Below are 21,596 nucleotides of genomic sequence, written 5' to 3'. Positions count from 1 at the left end.
GAGTTATCGTTAACGGGAAATGCAATCCTGAATTATTTCGATCTATTTTTTTTGTTAATTGACTGATTTTAAGCAAAAAACAGTATCTATTGTTTCGTTTTCTATGGTGCATAAGAGATTTTTTTGTCCAAAGCCAACTTTTTTGTTTTGAGATTCAGTTAATTCAACATTGAAATGAACAAAAACCGAGGAATGAGGGATGAAAGCAAGAACTAGTTTTTTCTATTTTAATTTTTAAATCTGGATCCTCATTTGCATAAAAAAACCTCGAACTATTTAAGAACGAGGTTTGTAATCTTGTAATCTTGAAAAATTCCTTAAAATTATTCTATTTTCAAATTTCTCAATTGTTTTAGTTTTTCTTTCCAAACATCAAGACTTTCTTTGTGAATAGCTATGTTTTTACGAACTTCTAATACAATAGAATTTTCTTTTTTTGCATTTCTGGTATTGGTAAAAAACTGAATGTTATTCTCCAGTTGGAAAATTTCATTCTGAACTTCCTCAATTTTACGCATCAGAAATATCTTTTCGTTATCCAGTTTGCGCGTGTCATTACTTTCGGATAGATTGTCCATTCTATTGGCAAAACGAATCATATCAGTGTCTTTTTTACTCAAACTTAATTTTTCAAAAAGAGCATCTAAGATTTTATTAAATTTTCCTTCGATATGTCTTCTTGGAAAAGGCACTTTTCCAAAGTTTTTCCAAGTTTCAATGTGTAATTTTATAGCATCTAAATCAGTTTTGTGATCACCAGTTAATTGGAATTCTCTCAACGTTTCTAAATAGGCTTTCTTATTATCAAAAGCTTCTACTTCTTCGCCATTTTCCTCATTCTTTTGCTCTTTTAATTTGTCAAAATAATGATTACAGGCATCTTTAAACTCTTTCCAGATTTTATCCGAATATTTTCTAGGTACATGTCCTATTTGTTTCCACTCATCCTGAATTTGCTTCATGATAGGTGTAGTCGCTTCGAAATCAGTGCTTTCTTGTAATTCTTTGGCTTTAGCAACAAGAGTTGTTTTTTTGCTTAAATTGTCGTTTTGATCTTTTTTGATGTCTTTATAAAATGAATTCTTGAAAGAATTAAAATTTCTAACGGCAGTTTTAAAACTGGCCCAAGTTTCTTCATTAACATCCGAAGGTACTTTTCCAGCAGAGAAGAAAGCAGTTCTTAAAGCTTCAATTTTTTCTATTTGAGTCAACCACTGTGAATGAGCATTCACTTTTTCAGTCGCTAAAACTTCAATTTTGGCAATAATTTCTTTTTTCTTTTCTAAATTTTCAAGTTCTGTCCCTCTTTGATTTTCAAACAGAACTTCGCGTTTATCATGCATTTGTTTAGTCAAATCGCTAAACTTGTTCCAAATTACATCACGATGTTCTCTAGAAACAGGGCCAATGTCTTCTTTCCAAATTCGATGTAAATCCTGTAATTCGCGGAATGCCTTATTGATATCGGCTTCTTTAACCAATTCTTCGACACGCGCGACAATTTTTTGTTTTTGCTCTAAATTGTGTTTGAAATCCAAGTCTCTTGCTTCTCGATCAAGATGCAAATAGTCATAAAAATTTTCCACATGGAAATGGAAATTATTCCAAACATGATTGTATTTATCTTTAGGAATTGGTCCCGCATTTTTCCATCGTTCTCTTAAATCATTAAAGTGTTTTAAGGTGTCTTTGATGTTTTCTTGCGGATTGATTAACTCTTTCAATTCCTCAACAATAGCCAAACGATTTTCTAAATTGGTTTTTAGATTTGTTTGCAAACTCTTGAAATGTGTATTTTTAGTGTCTCTAAAAAGAGAATAGTATTTGTCAAATTGGGTTTTTAACGGAGAATGATATTGAAATTCTTCATTTGTATCTAGATTTTCTGCGAGAAATTCCTCTTTTTTCTCTTCAAGAAGGTGGTTGTATTTGGCTAAGAATGCTTTTTTAATTTCTTCAATATGATCCTTTGCTGACATCACTTTTTCACTGGTAACTAAACTTTTAAGTGCTTCAACCAGTGCTTCAAGAGACAATGTTTCATAATCCTGCATCGGAATATCGTGACGCTCTTTCAATGTATCATCTTCACTTTCTTCAGCATTAGCTTCTGTAATTGCGTTTAATACCGATTGGTTTTCAGTTTCTATAGTAAGTTCATCTTGTGCCAACTCATTCCTTGTCAGGGTTGCAACATTTTCGTCAATAGAATGAGTAGCTACGCTTTCGTTATTTTCGTCAATAGTTTCAGTTTCCATAATAGTATCTGATTGATTTAATTCAAATGAATTATTCTCTAAACTTCCATCCGCTTCCAGCAGGTTATCATTCTTTTCTTCTAACATTTTTTCAATGTATAAGGTTTTTATTTTTGGTATCGAACACGAAAGATAGTAAAGGAGCATGAAATTACAAAATAATTCCTTTATTTAGAGTCGTTTTATGTTAAAAAAATTTTTTTTTTGAAGCAATTTCCTGCTATTCGCTTTATCTTTTTTATCCGCCAAAAAAGCGGATAAAAAAGGATGCCGCTGTTATCAGGGCTAGTGTTTTGGGAATTAATCAGGATTTTTTTTAATTGCTACAGTTCAGTGATTTAAACCAAAATCCACTCTTTTTAAATGGCTTTTTTACTTACACGAGTACGTGTACGAAAAATGAGTTTTTTCTATTATTTATTCCAAATTTTCCCTTAGTTGTGAATTGCTTTCAAAATTGTATTTTAGCTTATAATTCCCAACCTATGCCGCTAATTATATCTCGCCCTTGTAGTTGTGAATTGCTTTCAAAATTGTATTTTAGCTTATAATTCCCAACATGATTAAATTCCCGCACTTGCGGCTTTGGTTGTGAATTGCTTTCAAAATTGTATTTTAGCTTATAATTCCCAACATATAAAGGGATTACAAGACGGTACCGCGGGTTGTGAATTGCTTTCAAAATTGTATTTTAGCTTATAATTCCCAACGAAACGGTGGCGCGAGTTAGCGATACACCCGTTGTGAATTGCTTTCAAAATTGTATTTTAGCTTATAATTCCCAACGTTAACGCCTTCGATTGGATGGGGTTGAAGGTTGTGAATTGCTTTCAAAATTGTATTTTAGCTTATAATTCCCAACAAATCTATTCTTGAATGCGACAGTTGTGCAGTTGTGAATTGCTTTCAAAATTGTATTTTAGCTTATAATTCCCAACAATATGAAGATATGAGTTATGCTGATTTTAGTTGTGAATTGCTTTCAAAATTGTATTTTAGCTTATAATTCCCAACTAAAGCAACTATTGAAGGCGTGGAAATATAGTTGTGAATTGCTTTCAAAATTGTATTTTAGCTTATAATTCCCAACAAAACTAACAAAATCATCATCAATCCTTCCGTTGTGAATTGCTTTCAAAATTGTATTTTAGCTTATAATTCCCAACTTTGCGATTAAACAACTACAGAAAGATATGGTTGTGAATTGCTTTCAAAATTGTATTTTAGCTTATAATTCCCAACATGAATTATTGTGACACAAACGGATGTATGTTGTGAATTGCTTTCAAAATTGTATTTTAGCTTATAATTCCCAACCAAAAGTCATGTCGTAAACATCACTCAACCGTTGTGAATTGCTTTCAAAATTGTATTTTAGCTTATAATTCCCAACATCAGAACATAAAATAAGTGCTGACTTATTGTTGTGAATTGCTTTCAAAATTGTATTTTAGCTTATAATTCCCAACTGCCGTCTATATTAACTAACGGTTGTAGTAGTTGTGAATTGCTTTCAAAATTGTATTTTAGCTTATAATTCCCAACTCGGCACATAAATGAAGGATTATCTTCTTGTTGTGAATTGCTTTCAAAATTGTATTTTAGCTTATAATTCCCAACTATATTGTTTTGTATCTTTTCTTCTTCTTCGTTGTGAATTGCTTTCAAAATTGTATTTTAGCTTATAATTCCCAACAGAAAAGCCCTGCACCAATTGCGACAACACGTTGTGAATTGCTTTCAAAATTGTATTTTAGCTTATAATTCCCAACTTAGCCAGCTTAAGTTATACTGCTTTATCGTTGTGAATTGCTTTCAAAATTGTATTTTAGCTTATAATTCCCAACGCAATTTACTTAAACAACCTACCAAAATGAGTTGTGAATTGCTTTCAAAATTGTATTTTAGCTTATAATTCCCAACCGCAAACGAGCAACAGCTTCAAACTTTCGTGTTGTGAATTGCTTTCAAAATTGTATTTTAGCTTATAATTCCCAACATTTAAATTCTTCTATTGGAGGAGGTATGCGTTGTGAATTGCTTTCAAAATTGTATTTTAGCTTATAATTCCCAACATAGGGTATTCCAATCAGAAGTGCCGTTATGTTGTGAATTGCTTTCAAAATTGTATTTTAGCTTATAATTCCCAACATTGTTCTCATTTTTGTCCCGTCTTTTTTAGTTGTGAATTGCTTTCAAAATTGTATTTTAGCTTATAATTCCCAACCAACTACGATCATAACAACAGAACCTACTTGTTGTGAATTGCTTTCAAAATTGTATTTTAGCTTATAATTCCCAACCATTCTTGATTTTGTGTAAATGCTTCGTTAGTTGTGAATTGCTTTCAAAATTGTATTTTAGCTTATAATTCCCAACTTTCATTGCAGTTACCTTCAGGGTAAAAATGTTGTGAATTGCTTTCAAAATTGTATTTTAGCTTATAATTCCCAACCAGTGAGTGTCGAGGGTTTGTCAGAAGGAAGTTGTGAATTGCTTTCAAAATTGTATTTTAGCTTATAATTCCCAACAAACTCGTAATTCATGAAGTGTGTATTTTAGTTGTGAATTGCTTTCAAAATTGTATTTTAGCTTATAATTCCCAACTTTATCAGGTTGTTTGAAAGCAGTCTCTCTGTTGTGAATTGCTTTCAAAATTGTATTTTAGCTTATAATTCCCAACCTTCTGATTTTGTAATTCGGTGTGTTTCTGTTGTGAATTGCTTTCAAAATTGTATTTTAGCTTATAATTCCCAACTTCTGCTACATTCTCAATTTCACAACTCTTGTTGTGAATTGCTTTCAAAATTGTATTTTAGCTTATAATTCCCAACCGTCGCTGTTGGCTAGGGCTTCGATTGCTTGTTGTGAATTGCTTTCAAAATTGTATTTTAGCTTATAATTCCCAACGATGCGCAAAATAAATAGCATTCACCTAGCGTTGTGAATTGCTTTCAAAATTGTATTTTAGCTTATAATTCCCAACTGCCGACCTTGTGACAATTAAGCTAATGGCGTTGTGAATTGCTTTCAAAATTGTATTTTAGCTTATAATTCCCAACTCGTAAGTATTAACCAGTGCGCTCGCCAGGTTGTGAATTGCTTTCAAAATTGTATTTTAGCTTATAATTCCCAACGTAAAATAATAATTCCCTCCAGTCACATTTGTTGTGAATTGCTTTCAAAATTGTATTTTAGCTTATAATTCCCAACTGAAGAAGTTAACAGCTCGTACAACATACCGTTGTGAATTGCTTTCAAAATTGTATTTTAGCTTATAATTCCCAACGAACGACAAATATTTATACATACTGCATCTGTTGTGAATTGCTTTCAAAATTGTATTTTAGCTTATAATTCCCAACACATTACCATTGTTAGTTAATGCTTTCCACGTTGTGAATTGCTTTCAAAATTGTATTTTAGCTTATAATTCCCAACTGATGATTTAATATTACTGCCCAACATTCTGTTGTGAATTGCTTTCAAAATTGTATTTTAGCTTATAATTCCCAACAAGTATCCCTAAACACGTAAAGCTCCCTCTGTTGTGAATTGCTTTCAAAATTGTATTTTAGCTTATAATTCCCAACGAGAGTATTTTTTTACTTGGTGACAGCCTTGTTGTGAATTGCTTTCAAAATTGTATTTTAGCTTATAATTCCCAACTCTGAACATGTGAAATAAAGAAGCTATTCGTTGTGAATTGCTTTCAAAATTGTATTTTAGCTTATAATTCCCAACGTAAACTCTTAGGATGTTTAGTATTTTTTCGTTGTGAATTGCTTTCAAAATTGTATTTTAGCTTATAATTCCCAACTAGAATCTTTTTATTATTCCGATGATTGCCGTTGTGAATTGCTTTCAAAATTGTATTTTAGCTTATAATTCCCAACCCTGATGCATTTAATCTATTTGCTGCCATAGTTGTGAATTGCTTTCAAAATTGTATTTTAGCTTATAATTCCCAACATACCGCGATTCAATCGTTTGATATGTTGGTAGTTATGAGTTAATTTTGAAATCGAAAAAAGGAAGTGTTTATATGTTGTAATAGAGCACGCTAGTCTTTTTTCTAATCCTGTAAGACTAAAATAATTCTAATTGTTGTGAAGGTTTGTCTGTTTCTACGAGTTTTTTTCCATAAAAAAGTTCCATCATCCCAAATTGTTTGTCGGTTATTTGCATGAAGCCAATTTTACCATGTTCGGGTAAGTTATTTTTTATTCTTTTAGTGTGTACTTCGGCATTTTCCCTGCTGGCACAAAAGCGCATGTAGATCGAAAATTGAAACATGGAAAAGCCATCGTCTAATAATTTCTTACGAAATGTACTGGCTATTTTGCGTTCTTTACGCGTTTCCGTGGGCAAATCAAAAAATACTAATATCCACAAACTTCTATATTGGTTTAAACGGGTGTAATGTTCATCATACATAAACAGGGTATAAAATTTTCCTTGCTGTTCCTTCAAAACATTCGTGTAAGGAATGTGTTGTTCTACTCATTGCGACCATCAATGGACTATTTTTTCCGTCTATAAATACATCAATCGTAGCAATACTTAATAATTGTTTTTTGATGTCAATGGTCAATTCTTCAAATGTATCTTCAGTTTCCATGATGTGGCACACAATTAAATCAACATACGGACGATACGGTTCCATAATATCATCGGCAAGGCAATAGGCATTGTATTTATTGCGATGAAAAATGCCTAAAGTGGGCAGCATTCCAGAACTAACTATAGCTCGTGCCGTAATAGCTCGTAGGATGGCGTAGCCATAATTCAACAAATTATTGGGTGGAATTCCTTTTTGTCCTCGGGTAAAATTTTCTATTTGGATGAGATTTTGCCAATAATATACTGCCGCTCTTGATTCGTGATTGAGTGCATCACCGGAAGTTACTTCCTTTGCCCAAAGCTCCATTTTACGCATTGGAATTCCTTTTTCTTTCAGTACTCCTGCTTGGTTCATGATTTTGGAACTAATGGTTTGTTGCCACAAATTCTTTTTGAGCGGGGTAGAAGCATTAATTTGGTTTTTGAACCGTTCAGATTGTTCTGTATGACCGTTCAAAGGCATTAACAAACCAATAGGTAAATGGTATTGGTCACAATTAATAAGTGCTACATTATTATGAATTAGTTTTTCTAATAAGCCATTTGTAATCGTGATTTGTTGGTTTTCCAGAACGATAACGCCAATGTCTTCGATAGCCACGGTTTTGGTCTCTTGATCCTTGTCAGGATACGAGATGACTATTTGCTCGTTTTTGGTACTCAAATAAGCAGGATTGCCGAAAAAAAGGGTTCGTTTTATCATTTTTTGGATTTAAAAATGCTTCATAAAATATTTTGGTTAAAGCCATTTGAATTATTTTATATATTGTTGAATGGGCTAAAGCCCAATCCTATTGATTTTGAATTCATTCCAATTTATTGAATTGCCTCCAGCTTTTGAATTGCCTCCAGCTTTAGCTGGAGGGGAAAAAATTATAATAATGCAAATGGCTTTAGCCAAATTCTATTCTTTTTAAAATTTGTATTTAGCAATAAATTCGTAGTATTCTCTTTGGAATGTTTGTTTGCTATGATGTTCTTCTTGGTTTTTAATGTAATTTCGAACTTTATCAACCATAGATTCTGAAACCGAAACCGCAAAATATTCATCCTGCCATTCAAATTTATCTAAACACAATTTGTTTTTGTTAATCCAAAACGAAGATTCTCCTTTTATGATTTGCATTATTTTTTGAATGGTTTGATCAGCTCCCAAGGAAACCAAACAATGACAATGATCCGTATATCCATTAACAAAATCAACAAAAATCCCTTTCTATTTGGCATTTTCTTTGATATGGTGCCAAACTTTTTGTCTTAATTCTTTATTATCCAAAAAAGGAATTCTGTTTTTTGTACTCCAAACAAAATGAATATAGGTTTTGATATAAGGCATAATTTCATATTTAAATTGCTTACAATTTTTGAATTTTATCTATTCTATCAATTGTCTCCATTTTATGAATTGCCTCCATTTTTAAATGGAGGATATTAAATTTATCTCTAATTAGGCTTTAGCCGAAATATTTTTGGCTAAAGCCCTTTTTATTTATTTATATTTTTATCGAATGGGCTAAAGCCCAATTCTATTGATTTTTGCAAGAATAATTTATCCTCGGATGATTTTTTTAATTTTTCCAAGTCTATCAACTTCTAGTTTCCAACAAACAGATTTAATTTGAATTCCGTTTAAAGAATTTTGATTTTTTGATTGAGGGCTTCCTAAACCATATTCATTTTGTATAGGATAATTCAAACCAATTTTCTCTTGATCTTTTTTTGTTATACTGAATATTAAGCTCGAAGTGCTTGCGGGTATGAAATTACAAGTTGTATCACTACTATCGGTAAATTTATATATTCTTTGATTTTGCTCTTTTGTAAAGTTTTGTATATTAATGTTGTTAGGGTTTTCAATTTCTTCAATAGTAGGTACAAATACTAAATCATTAGGATTTAGATAAAATAAAAGAGAAGATAATTCTTGATTTTTTTCATCTATAGACATATTTGGAACTGAGCATTCATTTGGTTTTAGATTTTCAAAAGCACCTAATTTTTGACTTTCAATGATTTCATTTAATGGAATAGTTTTGTAATTTCTTTTACCACTATTGTCTTTGTAAATAGCAAAGAACAGATTAGTTCCTGATGCGGTCTCTACAAATTTATGTTTTTTGTTTCCTGTATCTCCAAGAAAGAACCTTCCACTTTCTTCAAAAACTCTAACTTTCTTTATTGGTTGATGTTTTTTACCATTATTTAATAGGGTAATGTTTTTATTTAATTCATCTAATCCATTTTCAGAAAAAGCAACTTCGTGAGCTGGAATTTTTTTACCATTTTCATCAATAGCATTTTGATATATTTCTTGTTTAAGATGATTTAATAGAATTTTTTGTATTCCTGTATCAGTTATTTTCTCAATTCTTTTTTCGTCAAAAGTAACATCAAGTGTTTTTCGAGTTGCTGTGGCTTCTATCTTTTCATAAATCTGAACTTTGTCAATAGCTTTTCCGTCGATCATTACTGGAAAAGCTTTGAGGTGTTTTTTTACACCCTCACTATTGTTTGAATATAACTTGATTTTTTCTTTTAGTTGTTTTTTAACGTTTGTATCAACAATCAATTCTACTTGTTCAATCGAATTTGCAACAGTAATATGACTTTGTTTGATTCGTTTTAATAATACTTTTCCACTTACAGTTTCTGCGTGCATTGGTTTTCTAATCGCCCAATTATCTCCTTTTGTTTGTTTGGTAGTGATTTTTTTCTTTGTACCATCTTCTTCTTTCCAAACTTGATATTTGTTTACCGTTTTGTTGATAACCCTAGTGTTTTGCTTGAAGCTAATAATAGTTTGATTCAATTCATCTTCTGCTTTTTTTGTAAAATTCTCCCAAGGTTTGTAAAATTCCCATTTGTAATTTCCATTTGCATCTGTTTTCGTTTTAAAGCAAAGTTTGTTCCTTAATTCGTGTTTGATTGATTTGTCATTTTCATCTTTAGCATTTAGATTGTTTAAATAGTTGATGTGTGTTTTATTCACACAAGCAATTACCAAAGCGTCTAAAGCGTGATGGCGATGGTCAATTCTTTTTTTAGAAAAACCTTTTGCAATGGCATCTGGCACTGTAGTTTGAAAAACTTGTTTTCCAGTGTTTCCAAATTCATCTTTTTTGAGTTCTAATTGACCAAAATCGTTAGAATTAGTAATAGAATTCAAACGTTCAAAGCGAGGTGTAATTATTTTGTTCCAAACATCATTCAAGCCCCAATCTTGTTTCATTTTTGAAGTGATTGATCCATTTAAGGAAACGATATGTTTTGAGGTTACTTCTTGTTCATCATCTTCTCGAACTATTTTACTCAAAAGATTCTTTACAATTTTACTGATGTATTTAGTATCGTTTAATTGTCTTTCGATAAATTTTTCTGGAATTTCTTCACTTAATAACCGTTTTTGCTTGTTTTTATTTTTAGCATAATAACTAGTGATGTGTTGGTTATAAGCTTCTTTAGTGAAAATTTTAACTGTTTTTCCACCAGTTAAGGTTACAATTCGGTCTTCATTTTTCAGGATGAATTTTAATGCAGTCTTGTTTCCTTTCAAATCATTTACTTCAGATTCACAAATGACTTTATTGGATAACGAGTCATCAAATAATCTTGATTGTGGAATAATGTGTTCGATTTGATATTTGGTTGTAAATAAATCACTTAACGGTATTAGTTTTCCTGTATATGGCGAAATATAACCTTGTTCCAGCCAAAGTTTGTATTTGATAATTTCAGAAGTTGTAGGTTTTGCATTCTTCCTGATTTTATCAATGTCTTCTAATTTTTCTTTTCTAGTTTCACTGCTATAAATACCTTCTTCGTAAATTTTTAGAATTTCTTGTTGACTTGGTGAATAGGGGCGTACATCATTTATACCATCATTTTTTAATTCCGTTAAAATAGCTTTGATTCGCAAGTTTGTGTTTTCGTTTTGAGAAATTTGTTTGGTCATTCTTTCACGAGTCGCTTTGTCGTTTTTCATTTCACGACCTAACTCAATATGAATTTCATTGAAAAAGTTTTCTTTGCCTTCTCCATAATGTTGCCAAATGTCTTTTACAACGCGTAAAGTTTCTGTGATAACTTGTTCTACAATTGGATTTCTGAGGGAATGCTGTTTGAAATCGTGTTTCAAAAAGTGTTCAATGTCTGCGGGAGTTTTCCATTTCGAAATATCACTAGCTTCATTGTGTCTGTCGTAAATAATGTAAGATGCTAGCCATAGAGGTAAATTTTGAAAATTAGTAATGTTGTTTAAATCAATGGCTTTGAATCGAACACGAGTTTTTATGTTTTCATCAAATTCCCCTGTTTGTATTTTGTCAATTCTTGCCAAAGTTTTAGTATCGATATTCTTTTCGTCCCAATTACTTCCAAAACGCATTAATGTCAATAATTTCTTTATTGCTTTTTCAGAATAAGAACCATAATCTTTTTTATAAGGTTTTAATTTAGAAAAATTTGCTATAAATTCATCAGATAAATTATGTCGTTTGGCAAAAGTTGTAATTGCTTTTGTAATTTCGATTTTATCAGTAACCGAATATAAAATATGCCATAAATCTTGAGTGTTTTTGGCATCAAAAAAAGTTTTATCTACATCAATCTTTGCAATGGCATTCAAAAATTGATTTCTGGTTTCGTTACAAGGATAGATTTTGTCTTCTACAAAATTCCATCTGAATCGATCTTCTTTTAGCTTGAATTTTGGATACGCTAAAAATTGTTTTTGACTGATTTCAGCTTTATCGTTTAGCCAATTAAATAATTCTACTACGTCTTCTTCAGTTTTTAAATAATCATTGGTTACATCAATTTCATTTACTATTTCTTTTTTGAAAATTTTAAGATTTTTTACAAATTGTAATAGTCTGAATTCCTGAAAAATCGGATTTGATTTTGCAATACATTTCAAAGGTTTTAAAACTTGCTTTCCATTGGTGTCTTTTACCAAAATACCCTTTTTATCTTTAATAGGGATAACTTCTAAACTACAATCGCTTATCAATGAAGTTTTACTTTTTAAAGGACGTTGATAATAAATAATATCATCTAAAAACAAATAGTCAAAACCTCTGTCTTTAATGTTGTTTTTATGAGAATCATTGTGTCTGTATAGTTCATCAATACTTTTTTTATAAAGATTTCTATCGTTTAAAGTATTTTTATGAAAAACAATTTGAGTTTCAAGTATCTGTTTAAGTTCACTTTTATAATAATGTCTTTCAATGGTTCGAACTAATTCTCCTTTTATTTTTTGATTTGGATTTTTTAAAAGTTCTTCATAGATATAAGAGCCAACCGATTTTCCACTCTGATTAATGGTTTGTTCAGTTCTAATTTTTCGTAATCCCCAATCGTCTTCCTTTGGAGACCTAAAACTTCTCTTCTCTTCATTTTCTTTATTGAGTTTTACAGTTCCGTCATCATTTAATTCAGTAGTAACAATAAAATTCTTTTGTTTACCAACCCAGTCAAATAATGCGATTTTGCTTTCTCGTTTATAAATCCAACCGTTTTCAAGAATTACGTTGTACCAAATACCTGATTTTCCTTTTTCTCTTTCAATCACGTCAACAACCGTAAGGGTATGAAATTCCTCTAGTTTATTTTTGTTCTCTTCTTTTTCTTCTCCACGCAATTGATAATATCCTCTTTTTTGATTGAAGTTTAGCAATACCCAGGCAAGTTCTTCTTTAGATATTTTTTGTGTTAATGCTTTTTTTCTTAAATAATAAATTGTCCAATCATATGGAACTTGTTTTAAATCAGGATTGGTTAATTTAAATTCAGCAAGCATTTCTTGGTGGCTTTCCAAAAATAAAAATTGGTTTTTGCCACTTTCATTTTTATAAAAAGACAATTTTTCTTCTCTTTCAGGTTTAAATTGTCCAAACTTTTTATCAAAATCAATGGCTTCGGAATAATGTTGAGGAAGAAAATTAAGAATGTTCAGGACTCTATGAAGCCGTTCTCTTCTTAATAAGAAGCGTTGGACTAATCTTCTAGTTCCGCGATATTTTGTTCTTTCAGCAGTTTGAGAAATAGAAACGCCACTATCAAACTTACCAAGAACATCTTGACTCATAGGGATTATTCTGCTTCCTAATCCTTCAATATTTCCAAGTTTATTGGTGAAGTCGTTATTCGTCAATGCCCAGCCAATACTATTCGTCCCCAAATCTAATCCTAATATTTTTTTCATTTTTATAGCAGTATTTTTTGATGATTTATTCCTGATTGTAAATTAATCTCGAAATTTAATCAAAAGAAAATTAATTGCTTTACGGGAAACCTCAATAGAAGAGTAAAACTTTTGTTGTATACTTGCAGTACAATTTTGAAGCAATTCACAATAAGGATTATTCCGTTGTGAAAACATTCAAAGCGGCATCTTTACGGTTGTCGCTTTTTTTTATATAAAAAATCGTCTTGTTTTAAAACAGCATTACCCAAAACGAGTAAACCTAATTTTAAAACAAGACGATCTATTATTGAGGGAACTTCTAAACTTATTTATTCCAAATCTTCCAGGCTTTCTCTGCTTGAAAAATTAACATATCCAGTCCGTTTTTTATTTGGGCACCTTGCTGTTTGGCTTTTTTAAGAAATTGAGTTTCGGCAGGATTGTAAATCAAATCATAAGCAATATGCTTATTCGTAAAAAACTCATACGGAATTAATGGGAATGCATCCACATTAGGACTTGTTCCTACTGGTGTAGCGTTTATTATGATTTGATAATTATCAAATGTTGTCGCGTTGATTCGGTCATAATCGACAGCATTTTCTTTGGCTTCTCGGGAAACAAAAGTGTATGGAATATTCAATTCATCCAGAGCAAAAGCCACTCCTTTAGAAGCGCCTCCTGTTCCTAAAATTAAGGCTTTTTTATGGTGAGGCTGCAATAAAGGTTCTAATGATTTTTTGAAACCATAATAGTCTGTATTGTATCCTTTCAATTTTCCTTTTTTGGTAATTTTAATCGTATTTACAGCACCAATTTGCGCTGCTTTTTTAGATAATTTATCGAGAAATGGAATTACTGTTTCCTTGTACGGAATGGTAACATTTAATCCTTTTAAATCCGAAGTGTTTTTAATTATTTCGGGAAAAGAGGATATTTCAGGAATGTCGAAATTCTCATAAGTACAACCTGTGAAGTTCTCATTATTAAATTTATCGGTAAAATATCCTTTTGAAAAAGAATAATGAATGTTTCGTCCTAATAAACCAAAGCGTTTTCTAACTATGTCAACCATTATAATTTTTTATGTTTTGCAATATAATTTTGAACCATTTTTTTTGTCCAAACCACTGGGAATAAATCTTCTAATAGAATATAGTTGTCAAAATTCAATCGCATGGCATTGCTTAAATGGAATTTTGCCTTAGTGTTTTGCGTAATCATAAAGTACAATCCAGCCAAACGGTATTCCACTTCATTCTCTTCTGGAAAATATTCGGAAGCTTGCAATAAAGTTTGAATAGCACTTTCGAATTCCCCTAAAAACTGAAGAATGTCCACCCAAAACAACCAAGTGTCTAAACCGTAATCACCAAATTCCACGGCTTTCCTGTAGCCAAGTTCCGCTTCTTCAAAAAAGTTCATTTGTTTATTAATGGTTGCAAAGCGTTTCCAATACAGACGATTTTGGTTGTCAATTGCTAATGCTTTGTTGACAAAAAACAATGCTTTTTGATAATTTTTTTGACGGACGTAAAAGTCCGTTATGGCAATCCATCCTTTGTCTAAAAGCGGATCTTCATGAACGGTTTGATTAAAGTATTTTAATGCTAATACCTTATTTCCTAACTTTTCATAGCATTTTCCCATTCGAAGTAACGCATAGGATGTTGCATCGTCTAATTCGATGGTTCTACTATAACTTTCTATTGCCTCAGCGTATTTTCTTAAACGTTCATAAGCTTTGGCTTTCTCCATGAAAGCGCCAAGGAATTCATCATCGATTAAAGTAGCATAATCAAAAGCGCGAATCGCATTTTCATATTCTTTTACACCGTAATGCAAACGGCCTAATTGGTGCCAAGCGATTTCGCTGTAGGGATTTTGGTCAATGTATTTGTTCAAATAGGCAATAGCCTCTTGATTTTGATCTAAAAATTCAAAACAATACACAACGTTGTATAATGCGGATTGGTCTTCCAGATCTTCTTCCAGACACTTGATAAAGCTTTCTTTGGCCATTTCAAGATTATCCATAAAAAGATATTCCATGCCTATTAAATTATAGACATCGGCATAATCATCCGTGTATTGTAAGGCTATTTTTAACATTTCAACAGCCTTCTCATGCTGATCTCTTTTAGAACAGATGTTGGCTTTTTGAATGTAAATTTCTTCATTGGTTGGTTCAATAGCGTACAACTCATTCAATAGCTTTTCGGCTAATTCGAGTTTGTCATCATAGACAAGCATTTCCACTTGAACTAGTTTTAGTCCTGTAGATTTTGGATGTTGTTCCAATGCCAGTTTGAGTGCTTTTTTTGCCAAAGCGGCCTTACCCATATCGAGATAATGAAGAATAATTTCTTCAAATTCTTCGGAGTCAAAAAAGAGAACTTTGTTGGTTTTCAACATGGACTCAAATTTAGACAATGATAAGTTATAGTCGTCTTCTTCGTTGCTTAATTGCATACTGTGTGTTTTTAATTTGGCCTAAATAAATGTAGGTAATCGTGCTTGGAATGTGAGGGAAAGTCAGAATTGTTGTGAACAATTTAATTAACAAAAAAAGCTTTGGTATAAATTTATGCCATAGCCCTGATTACTTCACTGTACTTTTATTTTAATTGGAATTCAGTGAACTTCGTTTAAAGTGAAAATCCCACGTTTTTCGCGTGGATTGCAACGGATAGCGGGAAATAGCTCCCAATTTTTTTTATTGTTTTGAATATCTATTTGATATGTTAGCAATGTTGCTACTTCTGCAATCAAAAATCGTTAATCATCATTCTTCACTCATCATTTCATCCATTACTTCAAGCATGATGCGGCAACCTTCTCGTACTTCTTCTTCAGAAATGGTCAACGGAGGTGTTATTCTAATGGCGCATCCTTCAAATAATAACCAAAATAAAATGAGTCCTTTGTCTTGACATTTGAGAATCACTTCGTTTGTTATATCGGGACTTTTGGTCATTGCTGCCAGCATTAATCCTTTTCCTCTTATTTCTATTATCAAAGGATGTACCAAAAGTGTTCTAAATAGCTTTTCTTTTTCCAATGCTTCGGCCATGAGGTTGGTCTCAGTAATTTCCTGCAAAGTCGCCAAACAGGCTGACGCAATGACAGGGTGGCCTCCAAAAGTAGTGATATGTCCCAGTTTAGGATTGTCGCTCAACAAATCCATCATGGCAGATGAAGCCGTAAAAGCTCCTACAGGCATGCCGCCACCCATTCCTTTTCCCATCACCACAATATCTGGAACGACATCGTAATTTTGGAATCCAAAAAGTTTTCCAGTTCTCCCAAAACCCGGTTGGATTTCGTCGAGAATCATAATCGCACCCACTTCAGTACATCGTTGGCGGACTTTTTTAAGGAAATTATTGTGTGGCTGAATAAATCCGGCTCCACCTTGAATGGTTTCCAGAATAATCCCTGCGGTTTTGGTTGTTATTTTTTGTAAATCTTCTTCGTTATTGAATGTGATAAAATCGACATCAGGGATCAACGGGCGAAAAATTCTTTTACGCTCTTCAAATCCCATAACGCTCATAGATCCCATAGTATTTCCATGATAAGCATTGTGGCACGAAATCAATTGGCTTCTTCCTGTGGTTCGTCTGGCGAGTTTTAAAGCGCCTTCAATCGCTTCTGTCCCTGAATTGACCAAATAGGTTTTGTCTAAAGGTGCGGGCAGGAGCGAGGCTAATAGTTTGCAATACTGGACTGCAGGACTTTGGGAATATTCCCCATAGACCATGACGTGTGAATATTTGTCTAACTGATCTTTGATGGCTTGATTGACTCTCGGGTGTTGATGTCCCAATGTGCAAGCGGAAACTCCCGCCACAAAATCCAAGTATTTTTTATTAGTGGAGTCGTAAATATACGAACCAACTGCATGTGATACTTCCATACCCAATGGATACGGAGAAGTCTGTGCTTGGTATTTTAAGAAATCAGTATTCAATTTTTATTTGTTTAATCGTTTATGAGTGAATTGCGGTCTTAAGCCTGCAGTCTTTAATCTAAGCAACTGTGAATGAACACGAATCACTTCTTTTTCTTTTTATCATAATTCAATGTTTCCTTTCGGATTTTCATTGGAACATCTTTTTTTGCATCTTCGGCTTTGGTTGCTTTGGCTATTTTATCGTTATCTTCATTTTCTTCCGGTGGAAAAATATCGTCTTTGGATTTTATTCTTTCATCGCCACGCCAGACCAAACCCCGAAGTTTTCGTGCATTTTCAGGCAACTCTTTCTCGGGAAAAATATCGCCATCTACTTGCTTAAAAAAGGTGATGGTTTCTATTGTTTTTTTGTCAAAAATAATATTGATTTTACTACTCACATTTTTGTTGATTCCAATCAGTTCTTTGGCGTCGTTCCGCATGTAATAAATGACTTCGGTGTTTTTTATGATATCCACATCATGCAAATTTCCTTCTTCAAATTTTCCAAAAAGATTTTGCCCTTTTACCTGATTATAGCCCGTTCCCAGTGTGTCTTTTGAGACCAGAAAAGTATTATTCAAGACTTTAAGCGAATCAAGCGCTTTAGTATTTTTATTTCCAATAAGATGCATGATGTCTCCTGTAATCTGGTTTTCACCATTCCAAAGTATTGGATTTCTAATCAGTTTTGTTAAAGCTGTTTTTGAACTCGAATGTATCGAATCACATTTGCCGCTCATATCTGTTTTATAAAAGCGAACATTGTTGAAAGCCCGAATAATTCGGTTCCCTTCTTTACCGGTAACCATTAATTTTTTTCCATGAATGTAAACCGAGTCATTTTCGACAAAGTTTACTGCCACGGCTCTTTTGGTTACAAACATCGAATCTTGATTTTTATATATCTCGGCGTAATTCCCTTTAACAATTCCGCGATTGATGGAATCCGTTATTTTGACATTACGCGTTGCCGATGCAAATTCCCTGTTTCTATCATAATACAAGCTATCTCCTTTAATTACCCGATCATCATATCGAATATAGGATTTATTGAGAAAATGGGCCAGATTTTTTTTGGTGTCATAAAATCCTTTTTCAGTATAAATATAATTAGTCTTGCTGGTAATTGTCGAAGGCCCTAAAAGATAGGAATGCCCTGAATTACTGAAATAATCCAAATGATTTGTTTTTATCACATAGGTTGGATTCGTAATAGTAACTGCGGTAAGAAATTGGAATTTTTTTTCAGCGACATAATATTTTCCTGATTTACTTTTTAAAGTATTATCCTTATTTACGATTGTTCCAGGGGAATTGTAAAATACTTCCTGTGTGTTTCTGTCAAAATTGATGGTGTCTGTAGCCAATGTGGCATCCGGAGAACTCATCACTGCATTTCCCGTAGCAAATGCTTTTTTTACATTTCCGTTATATTCAGCATATTTACTGTTTAAAAATAAAGTATCTCCTTGAACTAATTGTACATTTCCAAAAGCCTTAATGTAATTCTCCTTTTGAAAATAATAGGCTTTATTGCAGGTTAAAACGACTCCATCATGATTTACTCGAACATTTCCGGTCAGCAAAACTGCATCGGGTATTTCAACTTGATTCACTTCAAAATAATCTGAATGTTCAACAATAATTTTTTTTGGTGCTTGTGCCAAAATCAAATTAGTACAAAGTAAGAGTAAACAACAACGAATGAAAAATAGTGGTTTCTTCAAGGGATTTATTTTTTGTCAAATTTATGAAAAAGGAGACAATCCTAATCCATATTAGGATTTATTTATAATTACACGATATGGCCTCAAAAACCAATTGCCCTTATTTTAAAGTTATCAACAAATAATGAGACTCTTTCGTTGTAGTGTGCTTTTTTTAAAAGGGACTTATTTTAATTTTAAATGATTGCGGCTTCTTTATTCTAAAAAATATTAAATTTAAAAATTGATTTGTAATTCATAAAAAAAAGGTAGAAATCACGGTAAATAATTTTGTATGATAAAAAAAATAACTATTGTTGCAGGAATAAGCTTGGTGCTTTTGGCGACGGCTTGTAAAACGAAAGATTTAAAAATGAACGCAGCACAAAAAGAAGGGATCTCAAATAAAAAAGAAGTTGTATATCAGGTTTTTACTCGGTTATTCGGAAATAAAAACACCAATAATAAACCTTGGGGAACCCTTGAAGAAAATGGGGTGGGAAAATTTAATGATTTTACAGGTTCGGCATTACAGGAAATAAAGGGTTTAGGGGCTACTTATATTTGGTACACCGGAGTTCCGCATCATGCTTTGATAAGAGATTACACTGCAATTGGAATTTCTAATGATGATCCAGATGTAGTCAAAGGAAGAGCAGGCTCGCCATATGCCGTAAAAGATTATTACAACGTGAATCCGGATTTGGCAGTTAATCCAGCCAATCGTTTGCAAGAATTTGAGGCATTAATTACTAGAACCCACAAAGCAGGATTAAAGGTAATTATAGATATTGTTCCCAATCATATTGCTCGTAAATATGAAGGGAAGAATAATCCTAAAGGGGTGAATGATTTTGGTGCCAATGATGATGTAACTGTTGAATATAAAAGAGATAATAATTTTTATTATATACCAAATAAACACTTTGAAGTTCCTGATACAGATAGACCATTAAACGGAGAAAAGAATCCGATTATTGATGGGAAATTCGAAGAATACCCGGCAAAATGGACTGGTAACGGTTCTCGTCTCGCAAAACCAGATCGTAATGATTGGTATGAAACGGTGAAAGTAAATTACGGTATTCGTCCTGATGGTTCGAAAGATTTTCCAGAACTTCCTGCCGGTTTTGATGCAAAATCATATAAAGAGCATTTCGATTTTTGGAAAGGAAAGGATGTTCCGGATTCTTGGAAAAAATTCAGAGATATTGCCTTGTATTGGACTGAAAAAGGGGTTGATGGCTTTCGATACGATATGGCCGAAATGGTGCCTTATGAGTTCTGGAGCTATATGAATTCAGCTGTTAAAGTTAAAAATCCAGATGCTTTTTTATTGGCAGAAGTCTATAATCCGAATGAGTATAGGAATTATATCCGTTTGGGTAAAATGGATTATTTATATGATAAGGTAGAAATCTATGATAAATTAAAAGATGTAATTCGAGGCAAGTCATTACCTGACGGATTATCGGACATACAAAACGGTATGGCTGATATTGAGCATCATATGTTGCATTTTCTGGACAATCATGATGAACAACGTTTAGCAAGTCCGGAATTTGCAGGAAGCCCAGAAAAAGGGAAACCTTTAATGGTTGTTTCAACCACAATAAGTACTTCGCCTACGATGATTTATTTTGGACAAGAAGTAGGAGAGGCAGGAAACGAAAACGGAGGTTTTGGTACGCATTCCAGAACTTCAATCTTTGATTATGTGGGTGTTCCAAATCACCAGCGATGGATGAACGGAGGGAAATTTGACGGAGGTCAATCGACACAAAGCGAAAAAGATTTGCGTGATTTTTACAAAAGATTGCTGAATTTTTCTCTTAAAAGTTCTGCCCTAATGGGAAAATACAAAGAAATTCAATCGGTTAATCGCCATGAAACGCAAGGGTATGATTCAGGAATTTATGCTTTTACTCGTTGGTCAGATACTCAAAAATTAATAGTAGTAACTAATTTCTCTTGGCTTACCAGTAGTAATTTCGAATTAAAAATTCCTTCAGAAATTATTCAAAAATGGAATTTAAAAGATGGAAATTACACGTTAACGGATCAGTTGTATGATAAAAGTTCCATTCAATTGCAGGTTTTAAATGGGGAAGGAAAAGCCCATATTACAATTGCTCCATCCGAATCGTTTATTTATCAACTCTAAATTTAGGGCATAAAAAAGGGTGAAATACTATTTATTCCACCCTTTTTTTATGTTTAGTTTTTAGAATTTTTCCGTTTCTAATATGACTTGTGATCTTGGGTATTGTGTGTCTGCATTATCTTCAGCAGTAATGAATATTTTTGTGGGTTTAAATGCGGTTACGGTTTCAAATGATGCTTTCAATTTTGAGGATATAAACTTAGTATCACTTTGGATTTGTCCAATATTTTTGGTAAGTGATTCATCGGTTTCAATCCAAACTACATAAGCATTTTTTGAAGATTCCAGCCTTTTTACTTCGGCTAAATTATCTATTTTTATCTTAATAAAATAATTTTTATTGTTGTCCTTTTTGATGGTAACCTGTCCACGAGCTGCAGGAACAATAGAGGAATTTTGAAAAGATACTTTTTTCCCACATGAAGCAAATGAAAGGGCTAGAAAAACTAAAAAAATATTTAAAAATATTTTTTTTGAAAAGCAATTGGATTGTTTTTTTTTCATTTTATTTAAAAATTTGGTTGTTAGAACTATTTGTACAAAGTTGATTTTTTTATGATAATGGTTCTTATATAAAATCATAAATAAGTTATAAAATTCACGGGTGTTTTTTAAAACTAAATTATTGGTTACAGATTCAAAAAATTTTTTTTTAAAAAAAACTGTTTACGACATAAAAATTTCTTGTCAATACGACAAA

At 32.3% G+C, this 21,596-nt stretch carries 10 protein-coding genes, 1 pseudogene and 1 CRISPR repeat array; of the genes and pseudogenes, 1 reads left to right on the top strand and 10 read right to left on the bottom strand.

Annotated features, from left to right (window positions below):
- Positions 1-323: 323 nt before the first annotated feature.
- From ACM55G_RS08870 to ACM55G_RS08830, 9 genes and pseudogenes are all read right to left on the bottom strand, one after another.
- Positions 324-2,345 carry a DUF349 domain-containing protein gene (locus ACM55G_RS08870; protein WP_416843552.1) on the bottom strand — a complete coding sequence of 674 codons (2,022 nt, stop codon included), beginning with the start codon at positions 2,343-2,345 and terminating at the stop codon, positions 324-326.
- A 350-nt stretch (positions 2,346-2,695) separates the two neighbouring features.
- Positions 2,696-6,230: a CRISPR direct-repeat array (repeat unit 46 nt; unit sequence GTTGTGAATTGCTTTCAAAATTGTATTTTAGCTTATAATTCCCAAC).
- A 117-nt stretch (positions 6,231-6,347) separates the two neighbouring features.
- The gene (cas2, locus tag ACM55G_RS08865) at positions 6,348-6,695 is read right to left on the bottom strand and encodes a CRISPR-associated endonuclease Cas2 (RefSeq protein ID WP_416843551.1); all 348 of its coding nucleotides are present in this window, start codon (positions 6,693-6,695) and stop codon (positions 6,348-6,350) included.
- Complete coding sequence (gene cas1 / locus ACM55G_RS08860) at positions 6,688-7,584, bottom strand: type II CRISPR-associated endonuclease Cas1 (protein ID WP_416843550.1); 897 nt, start codon at positions 7,582-7,584, stop codon at positions 6,688-6,690. The genes cas2 and cas1 overlap by 8 nt, the downstream gene beginning before the upstream one ends.
- A gap of 210 nt (positions 7,585-7,794) precedes the next feature.
- A pseudogene (gene tnpA, locus ACM55G_RS08855) lies at positions 7,795-8,217 on the bottom strand (IS200/IS605 family transposase).
- Between the two features lie 213 nt (positions 8,218-8,430).
- Complete coding sequence (gene cas9 / locus ACM55G_RS08850; protein ID WP_416843549.1) at positions 8,431-13,086, bottom strand: type II CRISPR RNA-guided endonuclease Cas9; 4,656 nt, start codon at positions 13,084-13,086, stop codon at positions 8,431-8,433.
- Positions 13,087-13,393: 307 nt separating this feature from the next.
- The gene (locus tag ACM55G_RS08845; protein ID WP_416843548.1) at positions 13,394-14,143 is read right to left on the bottom strand and encodes a shikimate dehydrogenase family protein; all 750 of its coding nucleotides are present in this window, start codon (positions 14,141-14,143) and stop codon (positions 13,394-13,396) included.
- A complete protein-coding gene (locus ACM55G_RS08840) occupies positions 14,143-15,540 on the bottom strand; it encodes a tetratricopeptide repeat protein (protein WP_416843546.1) in 1,398 nt (465 codons plus the stop codon). The genes ACM55G_RS08845 and ACM55G_RS08840 overlap by 1 nt, the downstream gene beginning before the upstream one ends.
- Positions 15,541-15,853: 313 nt before the next feature.
- Positions 15,854-17,041 carry an aspartate aminotransferase family protein gene (locus ACM55G_RS08835; RefSeq protein WP_416843545.1) on the bottom strand — a complete coding sequence of 396 codons (1,188 nt, stop codon included), beginning with the start codon at positions 17,039-17,041 and terminating at the stop codon, positions 15,854-15,856.
- Positions 17,042-17,124: 83 nt separating this feature from the next.
- Complete coding sequence (locus ACM55G_RS08830; protein ID WP_416843544.1) at positions 17,125-18,753, bottom strand: OstA-like protein; 1,629 nt, start codon at positions 18,751-18,753, stop codon at positions 17,125-17,127.
- A gap of 274 nt (positions 18,754-19,027) precedes the next feature.
- On the opposite strand from ACM55G_RS08830, the gene ACM55G_RS08825 reads away from it, so the two are divergent.
- Entirely contained in the window at positions 19,028-20,896 is a 1,869-nt protein-coding gene (locus ACM55G_RS08825; RefSeq protein WP_416843543.1) for an alpha-amylase family protein, read from the top strand.
- Between the two features lie 60 nt (positions 20,897-20,956).
- Here ACM55G_RS08825 and ACM55G_RS08820 read toward each other — a convergent pair whose 3' ends face one another.
- The gene (locus ACM55G_RS08820; protein ID WP_416843541.1) at positions 20,957-21,400 is read right to left on the bottom strand and encodes a hypothetical protein; all 444 of its coding nucleotides are present in this window, start codon (positions 21,398-21,400) and stop codon (positions 20,957-20,959) included.
- Positions 21,401-21,596: the final 196 nt, after the last annotated feature.

It is taken from the genome of Flavobacterium algoriphilum (genome assembly GCF_048158655.1).
GTDB classification, from domain to species: domain Bacteria; phylum Bacteroidota; class Bacteroidia; order Flavobacteriales; family Flavobacteriaceae; genus Flavobacterium; species Flavobacterium algoriphilum.
The sequence above is the reverse complement of the archived record's forward strand: the minus strand, read 5'-3'. Positions and strand labels throughout refer to the sequence as shown.

Coding starts and splice junctions, on each gene's coding strand:
- ACM55G_RS08825 (WP_416843543.1), top strand. CDS start 19,028: ATGATAAAAAAAATAACTATTGTTGCAGGAATAAGCTTGGTGCTTTTG.
- ACM55G_RS08840 (WP_416843546.1), bottom strand. CDS start 15,540: ATGCAATTAAGCAACGAAGAAGACGACTATAACTTATCATTGTCTAAA.
- ACM55G_RS08820 (WP_416843541.1), bottom strand. CDS start 21,400: ATGAAAAAAAAACAATCCAATTGCTTTTCAAAAAAAATATTTTTAAAT.
- ACM55G_RS08870 (WP_416843552.1), bottom strand. CDS start 2,345: ATGTTAGAAGAAAAGAATGATAACCTGCTGGAAGCGGATGGAAGTTTA.
- cas1 (WP_416843550.1), bottom strand. CDS start 7,584: ATGATAAAACGAACCCTTTTTTTCGGCAATCCTGCTTATTTGAGTACC.
- cas2 (WP_416843551.1), bottom strand. CDS start 6,695: ATGTATGATGAACATTACACCCGTTTAAACCAATATAGAAGTTTGTGG.
- cas9 (WP_416843549.1), bottom strand. CDS start 13,086: ATGAAAAAAATATTAGGATTAGATTTGGGGACGAATAGTATTGGCTGG.
- ACM55G_RS08845 (WP_416843548.1), bottom strand. CDS start 14,143: ATGGTTGACATAGTTAGAAAACGCTTTGGTTTATTAGGACGAAACATT.